13 protein-coding genes and 1 pseudogene are annotated in these 14,501 nt (G+C 67.2%); 8 read left to right on the plus strand and 6 right to left on the minus strand.

Annotated features, from left to right (window positions below; genetic code table 11):
* Positions 1-35: 35 nt before the first annotated feature.
* Positions 36-872 (plus strand): dienelactone hydrolase family protein, encoded by an 837-nt coding sequence (locus BWO91_RS16740; protein ID WP_079003363.1) that lies wholly within the window; start codon positions 36-38, stop codon positions 870-872.
* Positions 873-910: 38 nt separating this feature from the next.
* Positions 911-1,288, plus strand: coding sequence for a bleomycin resistance protein (locus BWO91_RS16745; protein ID WP_079003364.1), 378 nt, complete (start codon positions 911-913; stop codon positions 1,286-1,288).
* A 44-nt stretch (positions 1,289-1,332) separates the two neighbouring features.
* Here BWO91_RS16745 and BWO91_RS16750 read toward each other — a convergent pair whose 3' ends face one another.
* Complete coding sequence (locus tag BWO91_RS16750; RefSeq protein ID WP_079003365.1) at positions 1,333-2,655, minus strand: GNAT family N-acetyltransferase; 1,323 nt, start codon at positions 2,653-2,655, stop codon at positions 1,333-1,335.
* A gap of 59 nt (positions 2,656-2,714) precedes the next feature.
* Positions 2,715-3,524, minus strand: coding sequence for a MerR family DNA-binding transcriptional regulator (locus BWO91_RS16755; RefSeq protein WP_079003366.1), 810 nt, complete (start codon positions 3,522-3,524; stop codon positions 2,715-2,717).
* A 152-nt stretch (positions 3,525-3,676) separates the two neighbouring features.
* On the opposite strand from BWO91_RS16755, the gene BWO91_RS16760 reads away from it, so the two are divergent.
* Positions 3,677-4,855, plus strand: coding sequence for a Fic family protein (locus BWO91_RS16760; protein WP_240555557.1), 1,179 nt, complete (start codon positions 3,677-3,679; stop codon positions 4,853-4,855).
* A gap of 98 nt (positions 4,856-4,953) precedes the next feature.
* Here BWO91_RS16760 and BWO91_RS16765 read toward each other — a convergent pair whose 3' ends face one another.
* Entirely contained in the window at positions 4,954-6,123 is a 1,170-nt protein-coding gene (locus BWO91_RS16765; RefSeq protein WP_079003368.1) for a glycine C-acetyltransferase, read from the minus strand.
* 49 nt (positions 6,124-6,172) lie between these two features.
* Positions 6,173-7,285, minus strand: a complete 1,113-nt coding sequence (gene tdh / locus BWO91_RS16770; protein ID WP_079003369.1) for an L-threonine 3-dehydrogenase — start codon at positions 7,283-7,285, stop codon at positions 6,173-6,175.
* Positions 7,286-7,445: 160 nt separating this feature from the next.
* On the opposite strand from tdh, the pseudogene BWO91_RS20285 reads away from it, so the two are divergent.
* Both BWO91_RS20285 and BWO91_RS20290 read left to right on the plus strand, forming a co-directional pair.
* A pseudogene (locus BWO91_RS20285) lies at positions 7,446-8,291 on the plus strand (LysR family transcriptional regulator); the annotation flags it as partial.
* Positions 8,292-8,315: 24 nt separating this feature from the next.
* Positions 8,316-8,765, plus strand: coding sequence for a VOC family protein (locus BWO91_RS20290; protein ID WP_240555832.1), 450 nt, complete (start codon positions 8,316-8,318; stop codon positions 8,763-8,765).
* Here BWO91_RS20290 and BWO91_RS16780 read toward each other — a convergent pair.
* Both BWO91_RS16780 and BWO91_RS16785 read right to left on the minus strand, forming a co-directional pair.
* A complete protein-coding gene (locus BWO91_RS16780; RefSeq protein ID WP_079003371.1) occupies positions 8,737-9,141 on the minus strand; it encodes a hypothetical protein in 405 nt (134 codons plus the stop codon). The genes BWO91_RS20290 and BWO91_RS16780 overlap by 29 nt on opposite strands.
* Before the next feature lie 224 nt (positions 9,142-9,365).
* Positions 9,366-9,881, minus strand: coding sequence for a hypothetical protein (locus BWO91_RS16785; protein WP_153303524.1), 516 nt, complete (start codon positions 9,879-9,881; stop codon positions 9,366-9,368).
* A gap of 238 nt (positions 9,882-10,119) precedes the next feature.
* On the opposite strand from BWO91_RS16785, the gene BWO91_RS16790 reads away from it, so the two are divergent.
* From BWO91_RS16790 to BWO91_RS16800, 3 genes are all read left to right on the plus strand, one after another.
* Positions 10,120-10,920: a DUF2510 domain-containing protein gene (locus BWO91_RS16790; protein ID WP_079003373.1), complete on the plus strand. Its 801-nt coding sequence runs from the start codon at positions 10,120-10,122 to the stop codon at positions 10,918-10,920.
* Between the two features lie 40 nt (positions 10,921-10,960).
* Entirely contained in the window at positions 10,961-12,196 is a 1,236-nt protein-coding gene (locus tag BWO91_RS16795; RefSeq protein ID WP_079003374.1) for a hypothetical protein, read from the plus strand.
* A gap of 176 nt (positions 12,197-12,372) precedes the next feature.
* Positions 12,373-14,499, plus strand: a complete 2,127-nt coding sequence (locus BWO91_RS16800) for a GmrSD restriction endonuclease domain-containing protein (RefSeq protein ID WP_167620521.1) — start codon at positions 12,373-12,375, stop codon at positions 14,497-14,499.
* The last annotated feature ends 2 nt before the right edge of the window (positions 14,500-14,501 follow it).

Below are 14,501 nucleotides of genomic sequence, written 5' to 3' on the forward strand. Positions count from 1 at the left end.
AGATCTGACGCAGCGACCAGGACTACGCTCACCCCATGACCGACGACGCGACCACCGACACCGCTCCACGCGCAGACCTCACCGGCTGGGTGCGGACCCCGTTCACCGGCGGCGGCGTCACGCACGACCGCTTCGAGAAGGGGTCCGGGCCGGGTGTCGTCCTCATCCCCGAGCTGCCCGGACTCACACCCGAGGTCCTCGGGCTCGCAGAGCATCTCGTCGCGGAGGGCTTCACCGTCGCGATCCCCTCGCCGTTCGGTACCCCCGGCCACGAAGGGACCGTCGGCTACACCCTCGCCAGCGTCAGCAAGGTCTGCGTCTCCGCCGAGTTCAAGGCGTTCGCGACCGGTGCCCACCGACCCGTCGCCGACCACGTCCGGGCACTGGCCGCCGACCTTGCGGCCCGCACGCCTGGTCCTGGCGTCGGCGTCATCGGCATGTGCTTCACCGGCGGATTCGCGCTCGCAGCCGCCGTCGACGAGCACGTCCTCGCTTCGGTCATGAGCCAGCCGTCCACGCCGTTCCCCGTCAGCCGTGCCCGCCGCATCGACCCCGGGATGTCCGCCGCCGAGTTCGACGCCGTCGCAGCCCGTGCGGCTCAGGGCTCGGTCTGCGCACTCGGCCTCCGCTTCAGCGAGGATCGAGCCGTCCCACGGGAGCGCTTCGCCACCATCGCAGCCAAACTCGGCGACGCGTTCGAGGTCATCGAACTCGACTCCTCCCCCGGCAACGCAGCCGGCTTCTCGAAGACCGCGCACTCGGTCCTCACCGGCGAGGTCCGCGAGCACGACGGCCACCCGGCGTTCGAAGCACGCAAGCGCGTGGTCGCCTTTCTCCGCGAACGACTCGCGACACCGACCACGGCGGCCTGACCTTTCCAGCCGGCCGACACGCTGCGATCATCGACTCCATGACCTCGACACGACACGACCGCGCGACACCGAACCTGCCGTCTCGCAACTTCGACGCGACGGAGACGTTCTACTCGGCGTTCGGCTTCGAGCGCGCGTTCCGAGACGACGGCTGGCTGATCCTCGTCCGCGGTGGTCTGCAGCTCGAGTTCTTCCCGGCACCCGACCTCGACCCCGCGTCGAGCAGCTTCATGTGCTGCCTGCGTGTGGCTGACGTCGACGAACTCTACGACGCGGTCCAGCGATCGGGAGTCGTCGAGGCGACCGTCGGCGCGCCGCGACTCCACCCGGTCCGGATGCAGGACTGGGGACTCCGGGCCGGATTCCTGATCGATCCCGACGGCACGCAGCTCAGCCTGATCGAGCAGCGCGACTGATCCGCGACGGCACGATGTCCGCCGGTCGCTGCTCGGGACCGCCCTTAGAAGAAGGTGATCCCGTGCGGCGCGCGCGGCGTCTGGAGCATCGACCGCAGCAGGAGCGGCGCTGCGGGATCGGCCGCCTGCAGCACACCGGCTGCGGCGAGTGACACCGGCGAGACCGCTCCGAGCAGGAGCGAACCGAGGTCGGCCACGTCGAGCGCGAGGTCGGCGCCGGCAGCGTCGGTCTCGTCGCTCAGCTTCGTAGCCGTACCGCGGCCACCGGTCACCTCGAGGCGGAAGGTGCCCGCCGCGTAGCCGAGCGCGTCGGTGACGGCGATCGTCAACGTGCCGTCGACCGCGAACGGACGCGAGGCGAGGACGGCCGGAAGATCGAGGACGCGCAGCCACACGTGGTCCTCTTCGTGCTCGATGTCGTACGCGCGGTTGTCGCCGAGGGCCGAGACGATCGGGTCGTCGAGCCTGGCGCGGTTGTACTTCACGACGTCGTTGAGGTCGATGGAGAGCAGGAACTCCCAGAGCGACAGGTAGGCCGCGTCGGTCGCGTAGACGAGGTCGATGATCTCGATGCCGGTCTGTCCGCCGGGCTGCTCGACCATGCGCCACGTGACGTAGCCGTCTACCTCCTCGCCGTCGGCCGGGCGGTGCACGGCGGCGCGGGTGTCCTTCGCCGGTTCGCCGTCGCGACCCAGCGTGCCGAGGACCAACGGCCAGGATCCGGTGTTGCGGACCATGGACCCGATCGAGCGCTCGTCGAAGCGGTCGAACACTTGACGCGCGACGCCGTCGACCAGGTACTCGGGCGTGACGACGGACACGATGCCGCTCGTCGGCGCGAGGAACGGCAGCGCCTTCGCGCGCTTCACGACGACGTTGCGCTCACGGATCGCGGAGCCGAACCCGAAGCGACGGTAGATCGTGCCCTCGCTGGCGGTGAGGGCCGCGATCGCATAGCCGTCGGCGACGCCGCGCTCCAGAGCCTGCGTCATCATGCGGCGCAGGATGCCGCGCCGACGTTCGGTCGGGCGGACCGTGACGTCGGAGATCGCCTGCGTGTTGATGCTGGTGCCGTCGCCCCAGCTGAGCGTCTTCGGGAACCAGGAGAAGGTGCCGGCGGGCCAGGTCTCGTCGACCGAACCGGGCTGCGGCTTGCGGACGTAGGCGCCGAGCAGCACCGCTTCGTCGGCGATGAGGTCGTTCACCTTGCGCTTGCGCGCCTCCGGCTTCGGGGTGGGCTCGTGGAAGCCGAACCCGATGGCGTCGAGGGCCGCAAGGCTCTCGGGCGTCGGTTCGCCGTCGGCCCCGTTCGCGAACGGGAACTCACGGAGCTCGTAACGGGCGTCGAAATCTTTGCTGTTGGCCACGAGTCCACCCTAACGACCCGGCCTGACACGCCCCCGGGAAGCGCGTTGGGACCGCGACCTCACGGCAGGGTGATCGACACCTCGACCGTGTACTCGTCGGCAGTCTGGCCCAGCACCCGCTGCCGGAGCTCGGTGGTCGGCATCGTGATCCCCCGCTCCGCGATCGCATCGAACAGGGCGACCACCGCGGGGTGCGTCGATCCCTCCGGAAGCTCGACGCCCGGTTCGGGTCGCCAGACCGCAGCGAGTTCGGCCCGCTCGGGCAGCACGTCGACCGTGGTCTCGTCACCACCCCACGTCGGTTCGAGCTGCGACGAGGTCGGCCAGCAGCAGACGATCTCGACAGCCCCCTGCTCACCCGGTCTGAGCGCGGTCCAGAACGGCCCCGTCGGCCCGACGCCGGCCTCCTGCACGGCGACGTAGAGCTGCGAGAACTGCTCGTTCGCGTCGTCATCGGTCACCGAGTCCTCGTCGCCGCGCGGCACGGTGAGCACCCGGCCGACGTAGGGCTGGGGAGGGAGGGAGCGTTCGACGATCTCGACCGGTGCCGCGAGTGACGCGACGACCGCGCGGGCCTGTGCGAAGGCGTGGTCCTCCTGCTCCCGCTGCTCCAGGACGAGGCGGTGGTGCACGTCGATCGCGGTCGACGGATCCGCGCCGGCGACGGTCACGCCTACGGCGGCGAGCGGGACGCCGGCGTCGCGGAGTGCCTTCACGATCACGCCGGAACGCACCTGCTCCTCGCCGTAGCGGCGGTAGCCGGAGTCGGGATCGACCTCGGCTGGAACCAGCACGCCCTTCTCGTCGTAGTGGCGGAGCGCCTTCACGCTCAACCCGGTCATGCCTGCGAACTCTCCGATGTGCAACATGCTTCAAGCATCACGCCTCCCCCTACGGGAGGGTCAACTCCGGTCCGAGCGGCCTTGAAGTTGCGCCTAACAGGTTCCTTAGTGAAGGATAAGCACCTAAACTTCACTAAGAGCCCTCGTAACTGTAACTTGGGCCGGTTCAGGAGGGGATGATGACGACAGCCGTCGCGTATGAGCAGCGGCCCTGGCAGTCGCGCATCGCCCCCGACGCGTTGCCGAAGCGCCAGCGACTACTCCTCGCACAGCCATACGACGCCGCGGTCCCGCCACCGATCGCCGATCTCGACATCCGTCTGTCGGACGATCTCGTGGAGCTGCTGGGCGAAGCGCAGGAACGGATCATCCGTTTCGACAGCGAGGTCGGTCACATCACCGCACCCTTCTCGTCGATCCTGCTGCGGAGCGAATCGGCGTCGAGCTCGCAGATCGAGAACCTGACGAGCAGCGCGAAGGCGATCGCCGAGGCCGAGTTGGATGAGCGCGACACCGGGAACGCGCCGCTCATCGTCGCCAATGTCCGAGCTCTCGAGGCGGCACTCGCGGCATCGGAAGAGCTCTCCAACACGACGATCGTCGCCATGCAGGAGCAGCTTCTCGGCACATCGGCACCGGAGATCACCGGCCGGTATCGCGACGAACAGGTCTGGATCGGGGGCGGCAACTACAGCCCGCACGAGGCCGATTTCGTCCCGCCGCACCACGAGCGTGTACCGGCAGCGATGGACGACTTCATCGCCTACTCCCTCCGACCGGCACCCCTCCCGCTCGCTGCGATCGCCGTCGCTCACGCGCAATTCGAGACCATCCACCCGTTCCCCGACGGCAATGGGCGCACCGGTCGAGCGCTGGTGCAGGCCGCTCTCCGGCGAGTCGGGCTGACCAGCGGGGTCACTGTGCCCATCTCAGCCGGCTTCCTGCAGCAGCGTGACGACTACTTCGCTGCACTCACCAACTATCGGCAGGGCGACGTCGAGCCGATCGTCCGCGTGTTCGCCGATGGTGCGTTCCTCGCGATCGCCAACGGCCGGACGCTGGTGGAGGAGATCGAGACCATCCGGACGGCATGGCAGGAGGCCTTGCGCGACGTCCGCGCCGATTCGGCCGCGCATCGCATCACGGCACTGGCAATGGAACATCCGGTGATGAACAGTCGGCTCGTGCGCGAACATCTCGACGCCTCAGATCGCACGGTCTTCAACACCCTCGACACCCTCGTCGACCGTGGCATCCTCACGGTCGGCTCGTCGCGACAGCGGAACCGTCTCTGGACTGCGCCTCCCGTGCTGGCAGCGCTCGACGGGTTCGCTGCGCGCAGCATGCGACGCGGTTGACGGGAGCCCCCTCAGCGGGTCGATGGCGAAGTCACGCTTGAGGTCGAACGTCGCCCGCCCTCAGCGACGCCGATCACCCCGCCGAGTAGCCGTCGCACCTACCCCCGCGCCGCAACGAACGCGGCGACGCAGTCCTCGATGTCCTGCTCGCTGTGCGCGGCACTGATCTGCACGCGGATGCGGGCCTCGCCGCGGGGCACCACCGGGAAGCTGAACGGGATCACGTAGATGCCCTGCTCCAGCATCCGTGCCGCGACCTGGACCGCCTGCTGCTCGTCGTCGAACATCACCGGGATGATCGGGTGCGAGCCTTCCAGCAGCCGGAAGCCCTCCCCGGTCATGCGGGCACGGAACAGGTCCGCCTTGCGGAACAGTCCCTCGCGCAGCTCGTCACCCTCCGCCGCGAGCTCCACGGCTCGACGTGCCCCGGCGACCAGCGACGGCGCCAGGCTGTTCGAGAACAGGTACGGCCGGCCCGACTGCCGCAGCACGTCGACGATCTCCTGCTTCGCGCTCACATACCCGCCCGACGCACCACCGAGCGCCTTGCCCAAGGTGCCGGTGAGGATGTCGACCCGGTCCTGTACGCCGAACAGTTCAGGCGTTCCGCGACCACCCGGGCCGACGAAGCCGACGGCGTGCGAGTCGTCGACGAGGACCAGCGCGCCGTAGCGGTCGGCGAGGTCGCAGATCTCGTCCAAGGGCGCGTAGAAGCCGTCCATCGAGAACACGCCGTCGGTGACGATGACGGTGCGACGCGCGTCGGCGGCGTTCATGAGCTGCTGCTCGAGGTCGGCCATGTTGCGGTTGCGATAGCGCAAGCGTCGGGCCTTGCTCAGACGGATGCCGTCGATGAGCGACGCGTGGTTGAGCGCATCGGAGATGATCGCGTCGTGTTCACCGAACAGCGCCCCGAAGACCGCTCCGTTCGCGTCGAAGCAGGAGGAGAACAGGATGGTGTCCTCCGTGCCGAGGAAGGCGCTCAACTCCTGCTCGAGGTCGCGGTGGATCTGCTGGGTGCCGCAGATGAAGCGGACGCTCGCGAGCCCGTAGCCCCACTCGTCGAGCGCCAGCTTCGCCGCATCGACGATCGACGGCTCGTTGGCGAGGCCGAGGTAGTTGTTGGCGCAGAAGTTCCGCACCTCGCGGCCGTCGATCGTCACATGGCTGCCCTGGCGGGACGTGATCGCGAACTCCCGCTTCGTGAGGTCGTCGGCCTCGATGGCGTCGAGCTGGGCGCGCAGTTGGTTCTTGATGATGCCGTACATGTCGTCTCCTCGGGGTCGAGTGGGCGGTTGAGCTGCGTGTGGCGGTCGCTCAGGCGGCGGTCGCGGCGTTGGCGGTGACCGGTGCCTGTTCGTCGACGACGCCGGTGATGACGACGTCGCGGGTGTCGGTCCAGTCGATGAGCACCTTGCCGGCCGCTCCCCCGCGCGCGGTGTCGAAGGCGTCCTGCCAGGAGGCGAGCGGGAAGCGGGCGGTGACAAGTGATTCGAGGGCTTTTCGGAGCTCTGGGCTGTGGTCGACCATGGCGCTCGCGTGGTGCCAGGTGTCGAACATCTCGCGGCCGTAGATGCCCTTGATGGTGATCATGCGGGTGATGACCTTGGTCCAATCGATCTCGATGTTGGTCGAGGGGAGACCGAGGAGCGCGACCTTGCCGCCGGTGTTGAGGTTCTCGATGAGCTCGCTCGCGGCGGCGGCCTGTCCGGACATCTCGAGGCCGATGTCGAAGCCCTCGAGCATGCCGAGCTCGGCCTGGGCGTCGGCGACCCGCTCCTTCGAGACGTCGACCACGCGGTCGGCGCCCACGGCGAGCGCCTTCTCGAGGCGGTCGGCGACGACGTCGGTCGCGACGATGTTGCGCGCCCCGGCGACCCGGCAGACGGCGATGGCCATGAGACCGATGGGGCCGCAGCCGGTGATGAGGACGTCCTCACCGAGGATCGGGAAGCTGAGGGCCGTGTGGACGGCGTTGCCGAGGGGGTCGAAGAGGGCACCGAGGTCGGGGGTGACCTGGTCGCCGTGAACCCAGACGTTGGTGGCCGGCAGGACGACGTACTCGGCGAAGGCGCCGTCGAGGTTGACGCCGAGGCCGCGGGTGTGACGGCAGAGGTGGCGGCGGCCGGAGCGGCAGTTGCGGCACGTTCCGCAGACGAGGTGCCCCTCGCCGGAGACCGCTGCGCCGACCGGGATCCCCTCGACGCGGCTGCCGACCTCGACGACTTCGCCGGAGAACTCGTGGCCGGGGACGAGCGGGGCGTCGACAGCGCCGGCCGCCCACGGGTCCCACGACTCGATGTGGAGGTCGGTGCCGCAGATGCCGGTGCGGTGGACGCGGATGAGGACGTCGTCGGAGCCCATGGCCGGCATCGCGCGCTCGACGAGTTCGAAACCGGCGGTGTCGGGTCGTTTCCAGAGGGCGAGCAACGGCGTTCCTTCCTGCGGGAGCGGCGGCGGCCGGTGGTATCGGCTGACGCGGACGGGCGTCTTTGCGCTGTCCTGGTGACCAACGTAGTCAGATCGATCCGTCATGAATATTGAGGGTTTCCACGTGACCAGTTAGCTTGAGCTGATGAATCTCTCTCAGATGCGGATCATGCGCGAACTGGCCGAGCGCGGCACGATCGCGGCCGTCGCACGGCACTTGCATGTGACTGCGCCGGCGATCTCACAGCAGCTGGCCGCGCTGCATCGTGAGCTTGGCGTCGCGCTGACGTATCGGGTGGGGCGCGAGATCCGCCTGACCGAGGCCGGGATGGCGCTGGCCGAGATGGCGGGGACGGTGCACACGCTGATCGACCGCGCGGCCGAGACGGTGCGTGAGTACGGTGACGACGCGGGCGCGCGGGTGCGGGTGGCGGCGTTCCAGAGTGCCGGACAGGCGTTGCTGCCCGGGTTGCTGGAGGACACCGATGGCGGACCGGCACTGGTGTTCGGCGAGCACGATGTCGCGCAACCCGAGTTCGCCGAGCTCGTCGACCAGTACGACCTCGTCGTCGCGCACCGGATGGACCACGACGAGCCGTGGCCGTCGGAGCAACTGTCGGTGACGACGCTGTTGAGCGAGCCGTTCGACGTGGCGATGTCGGTGGATCATCCGCTGGCCGGTCGGCCGTCGGTGTCTGCTGTCGAGCTCGCGGACGAGTCGTGGATCGCCGCCCACGCGGGCTTCGCGCCGGACGTCGCGCTCGGGGTGGTCGAGGCGACGGCGGGCGTGCGGTTCCACCGCGCGCATCGGGTGAACGACTACCACCTGGCGGCGTCGCTCATCGTGGGCGGGCAGCTGCTGGCGCTGTTCCCGAGGTACACGGCGCCGCGGGCCGACCCGCGGCTGGTGCTGGTGCCGCTCAAGGACGTGCGGATCGCCCGCAACATCGACGTGCTCGCGCGACCGCACGCGCTGGCTCGGGTCGCGGTGGCGGGGACGTTGGAGCGATTGCAGGACGGAGCTGATGCGCTGCAGCGGGAGCGTCCATCGGCGCCGGTCGGTCCCGGGCTGCATCACGTCGAGGTGTGGCTCGCGGACGTCGAGGCGGAGCGCGCGAGCTGGGCCTGGCTGCTGTCCCGTGTCGGGTTCGTCGCGGAGAGCGAGTGGCCGGGCGGCGAGTCCTGGGAGGCCGGCGACACCTACGTCACGCTGACGGCGTCGCCGAACCTCAGCGCGGAGTCGCACGATCGGCGCCGTCCGGGCGTGAACCATCTCGCGTTCCGCGGCGGCACGCGGGAGGCCGTCGACGCGATCATGGCGGCGGGCCCCGAACACGGCTGGCGGCCGCTGTATCAGGATCGCTACCCGCACGCCGGTGGCGAGCAGCACTACGCGGGCTGGTTGGAGAACGAGGCCGGGTTCAAGGTGGAGGTGGTTGCGGGCCCTGGTCTCAGCGGGTCGCGGGCTGACGACGTCTGAGCAGCGCCGCCCGTATCTCGACGCTGACGATCGCGATGATGACCAGGCCGATGCAGCCGAGCCCGGCCGCCGTGTTGCCGCTGAGCAGGAAGATTCCTCCGAGCCCGAGGCAGACGAGCAGGAGATCGTTGAAGCTCCCGGCCCGGGCGGTGACGGATAGGTCCCGCTCGAGACTATCCGACCCGTCGACCCGACCCTTCGCTAGGAGGTGCTCCCGCAGCATCTTGGACCCCAGGCCGGCCGAAATGACGATCACCGCATAGACCGTGCTGGCGATCGGCGGCGGGACCTCCTGCCAGAGAACGGTCTGGACCAACCACGTCAGCAGAATGGCGCAAGCCACGGCCGCCGTGAAGATGTACCAGGGCTTACTCACCAGACTCTTCCCCTCACTGCGGATCGGCCGATGCCGAGCATCTCATCGACGCTAGGCGCAGCGCGAAGTGACGTCAATGCACTGGTGACATAAGCCACACGCGTTACCTGTGAGAGGAGCTGCTCTGCCGCTGATCACGCATCTCATGACGGTGCGGCGCAGGGGCAGCTCGCGAGAACCCTCACGCCAGCGGGTCCGCTCGGCGTCGGTGGTCGGTCGCCCCGTCACCGCTTGCCGAGATAGATCTCACTGGCACAGAGCGCAGCGACCTCTGGAAAGGCGAGGCTCGATTCGGAGGAAGCGAGCTCTGAGACGCACAACATGACCTCCATCGGCTCGATACCGAGCTTGTCGGTGACAGCGAGGACCGAACTCCAGGCTCTGGAGAAGTTGTCGGTCGTGACCGGCGTACCGGTCGCGACCAGCGCCGCAGCAGTCGCCTGCTGCACTCGTTCGTAGGAATACGAGCCACCAACCACCTCGCGTGCTTGTTCTATCGGATCATCTGCAGTCTGTAGCGAAGGAGCGTCGGCCGGCGGCGACTGCACCGACGATTGGCTGTCCGATTGCACGGCTGCTGGAGGACGCGATCCGCCGACGACAACGCTGACGACGACGATCGCGCCGATCGCCGCGATGATCGGACACGCGATCAGAAACTGCCCCGCCGCGGTTTGCGTGAACTTCATCGGCGCGGGTGGGTCTCCCCAGGGATCGACTTCGGGTTGCGCTTCGGACATGCGGAGGTCACTCTCCATCGGGTCAAGTCGGTGTGGTCGATGCTGGCCGGGGCTACCGGGCTCGTCGATCCACCTTGCGCTACCCTCCCACAACTCGGGCGCGTGACCCATTCTGGGACTGATGACCCCCGACCCTCCCCCGCCAGACTGTGCTTGGCCCGGTTCGCGGGTCCGTCCCCTGCCGTCGATGATCCGATGCCGCTGCGGGTCGCGTTGACTCGATGCAAGGACCGTTCCCATGAGCTCGACCACCCCGCCCTCTGCCACGCCCGCCGGTTGGTACCCCGACTACGCGGACCGGACGCAGCAGCGCTACTGGGACGGTGCCGCATGGACCACCCACACCGCGCCCGCCGCAGTCATGCCTCCGCAGCAGGCGGCGACCACTCCGCTCGTCAGCCAGCCGCTCCAGCTGCAGAAGACCGCACCGCCCGCGTTCGCCGCCGCCGCACCGGTTCCGTCGCCATACGCGTCACAGCCACGCACCACGTCCGGCGTGAGCGGCAAGGCGAAGGGTTGGATCATCGCTGGCGCTGTCGTCGGTTCGCTCCTGCTCGTCGGTGGCGTCTCGAACGCGATCAACGGCGGACGGACCGAGTCGGTCGCCGTCGCGCAGACTGCAACGCAGACGCCGACAGCAACTCCGACACCGGTTCCGACCGCGACGGTCGAGCCCATTGCCGAGCCCGCTGCACCGGCCGTGGTCGATGTCGCCGCGTTCCAGGCGGGCGCGAGCAAGCACACCGCGGACATCGACAAGGACCTCGACGACATGGTCACCACGCTGGCCGAAGGCGGCACCTGGCGGTTGATCTCCAACACGGCTGAGATCAGCTTCAACCTCGGTCAGCTGGAGTCGCTGGACGTGCCGGTATCGATCGCCGCCGAGTGGGCGCCCGCCCTCGTAGGACTGCAGACCAACCTCGACACGCTGACGACCGCGGTCTCGGGCGGCGACCCGGCCACCATCCAGGGCGCGATGGACGGCGTCCGCGCGTCGGCCGCCGTGCTGCGCGACATCGGTACTCGGGCGGTCTAGGTTGACTGACGAGCCCAACCCACAACCGAAGGATCACCCCATGAGTGACGAGATCGAACTGATCGCAGACGAAGATGGTCTGGCCGTCATCGGCGATCCAGCTGCTGTCGAACGGTTCATCACAGCAGAGGGATTTACATCGAAGCACCTCGGGCTTGAGCGCCTTCGTCCTGCTATGGGGCATGCCGCGACCGCCGCTCAGGTGGGATCTCACATCGCCGCAAGCTCCGGGCGGTGGGTGAAGCTGACGAAGGAATCCGCGAAGGCTCTGCAGAAGTACCCGCTGATGAAGGGTCCGTCTCCGGGCGTCAGTCGCGCCGTATTGATGGACGGCGGGAAGATCAACGGGATCATCCAGTTCGTGAAGGGTCCGGCAACGCTCGTCGCGAACCCTGCGATCCTGGCTGGCGCGGCAGGCATCATGACGCAGATCGCGATGCAGCAGGCCATGGATGAGATCACCGACTACCTGGCGAAGATCGACGCGAAGGTCGACGATCTCCTCCGCGGTCAGCGAGACGCTGTCCTCGCCGACATGATCGGCGTCGACCTCATGATCGAAGAGGCCATGACGATCCGGGAGCATTCCGGACGGGTTTCTGAGACCGGTTGGTCGAAGATTCAGAACTCTTCTGGCATTGTCGCTCGCACTCAGGCGTATTCACTGCTGCAGCTCGACGCCATTGCGGAGAAGTTGGAGCGGGAAGGGAACGTCGACGACCTCGCCGTCCTGGCAAAGGCCGCCGAATCATCCGTGGGCGAATGGCTCGCCGTTCTCGCTCGATGCTTCCAGCTGCAGGACGGCATCGCCATCCTCGAACTCGACCGGGTGCTGGATGGTTCACCTGCAGAGCTCGACGCTCACCGTGTGGGGCTGCAGGCCGCACGAAGGAACCGCTTGGACCGCATCGCGAAGACCACCGAGGCCCTCCTCGTTCGAATCAACGCGGCAGCAACGCTGGCGAATGGGAAGGTGCTGTTGAACCCGTTCTCCGCTCGCAAGGTCGTTCATTCAAGCAACCATGCATCGGCTGCCATCGTGGAATTCGAAAACCGACTGGGTATCGAGAGTGACCATGAGGCACTGCACGTGAAGCGATGGGGCGAGGCGGCTGCCGACGTTCGGGACAGCGCTCTCGAGACCGGCGCAGCCGGTGTCGGTGCAGCGGTCCGCCTCGGTAATGAAGGAGTCGACCGCGCTCGCGTCGCAGCGGGGACGCTGCTGGGCGGCATGTCCGAGCGGATGCTCCGGCGGCGAGGTGATGAGAAAAAGTAGCCCTAAGAACGGTGGCTGCAGATTCGACATTGGCGGCCCGTAGCCCGTAGTCGTGATCGAGGCGCAACCGGGCGAGCTAAGAGCCCGAATCAAGCCAGTCGACCGAGATAAGCTCACCAAGAGACCGACTCCTCGCTATGGATCGGCGCTGCGCAACTGGCGGCAAGCGAAAGGCAATGATGCTCACTCAGGTCACGTCCCCACAGAAAATCTTCTTTGCACCACAGCGTCTGGTTGTTCCACTGTTCCAGCGCCCGTATGTCTGGTCGAAGGACAACCAATGGGAGCCGTTGTGGGATGACGTCCTTCGCCTCGTTGAGATGATGGCCGACGGCGATCAACGAGCGACGCACTTCTTGGGCGCAGTTGTACTCCAGAGTCAAGAAGCCGTAGCGGGCACACTTGCGGTCTACACCGTCATCGATGGGCAGCAGCGTCTGACCACCCTGCAGATCTTCCTCGATGCCCTACACGCGCAACTCGAGGAGGCGGGTCTCTCAGCCCTCGCCGGGCAGGTCCTCGCGCTGGTAGAGAATCCCGAAGCGTTCCGCGCCCAGCCGGAGGACCGATTCAAGGTCTGGCCGACAAACCGGGATCGGCCGGCGTTCTCGGCGGCGATGTCCGCTGAAGCCCCGGTCAACCACGGGAAGCTCATCGCCGGGCGCCTGGTTGATGCCCACGCGTTCTTCTACGACGCGGTCAGGTCGTGGTTCGACGCCGAACCACAGGAGCGGGATGCTCGCGCCGCCCTCCTCGTCCAGGCGGTGACGTCGCGGTTGCAGCTCGTGTCGATCGAGTTGCAGTCCCATGAGGACGCGCAGGAGATCTTCGAGACCCTGAACGCACGCGGTACGCCCCTGACCGCTGCTGACCTCATCAAGAACTTCATCTTCCAACGTTTCGAAGGCGATGCCATCGCGACCGAGCGGGCCTACCAGGAGAACTGGTCGGAGTTCGAGACACCGTTCTGGGAGTCCGAGGTTCGCGCCGGTCGGATTCGGTACGCGCGGAGCTCTCTGTTCCTCACCCAATGGCTCACCGCCCGAACGTTGAGGGAGATACCGGCTAGGGAGGTATTTTTGCAGTTCAAGCGATACGTAGCCGACACGAAAGCTGACGTGTTGCCGCTACTTCGTTCGATTGGCGTTGCCGCCGCGAAGTACCGAGCTTTCACGGAAGGAGCGGCGGTATCAGACGGCCTGCTCAGCAGAATTGACCGATTTGTCTACCGCCTGGACAAGCTCGACTCCGAAATTGCGAAGCCCCTGCTGATCTGGCTCGCGGAACCTGAGCAAGCGGACATCGACGAGCCAACTCGGCACGAACTTCTGGAGGTCCTCGAGAGCTGGTTCGTGCGGCGCGCGCTCGTTCGCGCTCCATCGCAGGGAACCAACCGACTCATGCTTGATCTGCTCGTACAGCTGTCGCGTCGAGAGCCCGGGCAGACGGTTGCAGCGATCGCCGTCGACTTCCTCACCAGCCAGACGTCGCCCGTGGGCTACTGGCCTGACGACGCCGAGGTGCGGCGCGAACTCCAGAGCGTCGAGGCATATAAGCGGTTCCGCCGAGGACGTCTGCTCATGGTCCTGGAAGCGATCGAGGACGACCAGCGAGGGTTCACCAGCGGCAATCCGCGATCTATCTCGCCGATCACCCGCGGAGTAAGCACGATTGAACATGTAATGCCGCAAGAGTGGCGCGCAAACTGGAACGATGGACTGGATCTCGCGCAGGAAGCCAGTCGAGATCGCCTGATACACACAATCGGTAACTTGACCCTTGTGACGGGCAGCCTGAACGCGCAACTCTCCAACGCGGCTTGGTTGGGCGAGAATGGGAAGCGTGATGCGCTACGCCGGAGCGACACTCTACTGCTCGGTCGAGACGTGGTCGACGTGCAGGATGAGACCTGGTCCGATGCACACATCGAGAAGCGATCAGGCAGACTGATCGACGCCATTCTCGCGATCTGGCCGGTCCCCGATGGACATGCGAGCTCAACTGCGCTTTCAGCGGCGCGCGCTCAATACAAGGTAGAGGTGGCCGATCTCATTCGAGCGGGTCTCGTCGCCCCAGGGACCGTTCTCCATGCGAAGCCAGTAGCGCATCGTGGGCGCACTGCCATAGTGAACGCCGACGGCTCTCTCCTCCTGGACGGTGCTAGTTACACCACTGTGAGTGGCGCCGCTCGGAAAATACAAGGCGGCGGAACTGTCGCGGGTTGGAACTTCTGGGCGGTAGACCTCGCTCTGTCCCGGACGCTCGCGGACGTCCGCGCGACCTACGCGGGTTCGACTAACTGAAT

The sequence above is a fragment of the Plantibacter flavus genome, assembly GCF_002024505.1.
Classification (GTDB): Bacteria; Actinomycetota; Actinomycetes; order Actinomycetales; family Microbacteriaceae; genus Plantibacter; species Plantibacter flavus_A.

Bases quoted from the DNA above. Each gene is read 5' to 3' on its own strand.
- BWO91_RS16765 (WP_079003368.1), bottom strand. From the start codon at position 6,123: ATGTACGGCATCATCAAGAACCAACTGCGCGCCCAGCTCGACGCCATC.
- BWO91_RS16795 (WP_079003374.1), top strand. From the start codon at position 10,961: ATGAGTGACGAGATCGAACTGATCGCAGACGAAGATGGTCTGGCCGTC.
- BWO91_RS16800 (WP_167620521.1), top strand. From the start codon at position 12,373: ATGATGCTCACTCAGGTCACGTCCCCACAGAAAATCTTCTTTGCACCA.
- BWO91_RS16760 (WP_240555557.1), top strand. From the start codon at position 3,677: ATGACGACAGCCGTCGCGTATGAGCAGCGGCCCTGGCAGTCGCGCATC.
- BWO91_RS16745 (WP_079003364.1), top strand. From the start codon at position 911: ATGACCTCGACACGACACGACCGCGCGACACCGAACCTGCCGTCTCGC.
- BWO91_RS16790 (WP_079003373.1), top strand. From the start codon at position 10,120: ATGAGCTCGACCACCCCGCCCTCTGCCACGCCCGCCGGTTGGTACCCC.
- BWO91_RS16755 (WP_079003366.1), bottom strand. From the start codon at position 3,524: ATGTTGCACATCGGAGAGTTCGCAGGCATGACCGGGTTGAGCGTGAAG.
- BWO91_RS16740 (WP_079003363.1), top strand. From the start codon at position 36: ATGACCGACGACGCGACCACCGACACCGCTCCACGCGCAGACCTCACC.
- BWO91_RS16785 (WP_153303524.1), bottom strand. From the start codon at position 9,881: ATGTCCGAAGCGCAACCCGAAGTCGATCCCTGGGGAGACCCACCCGCG.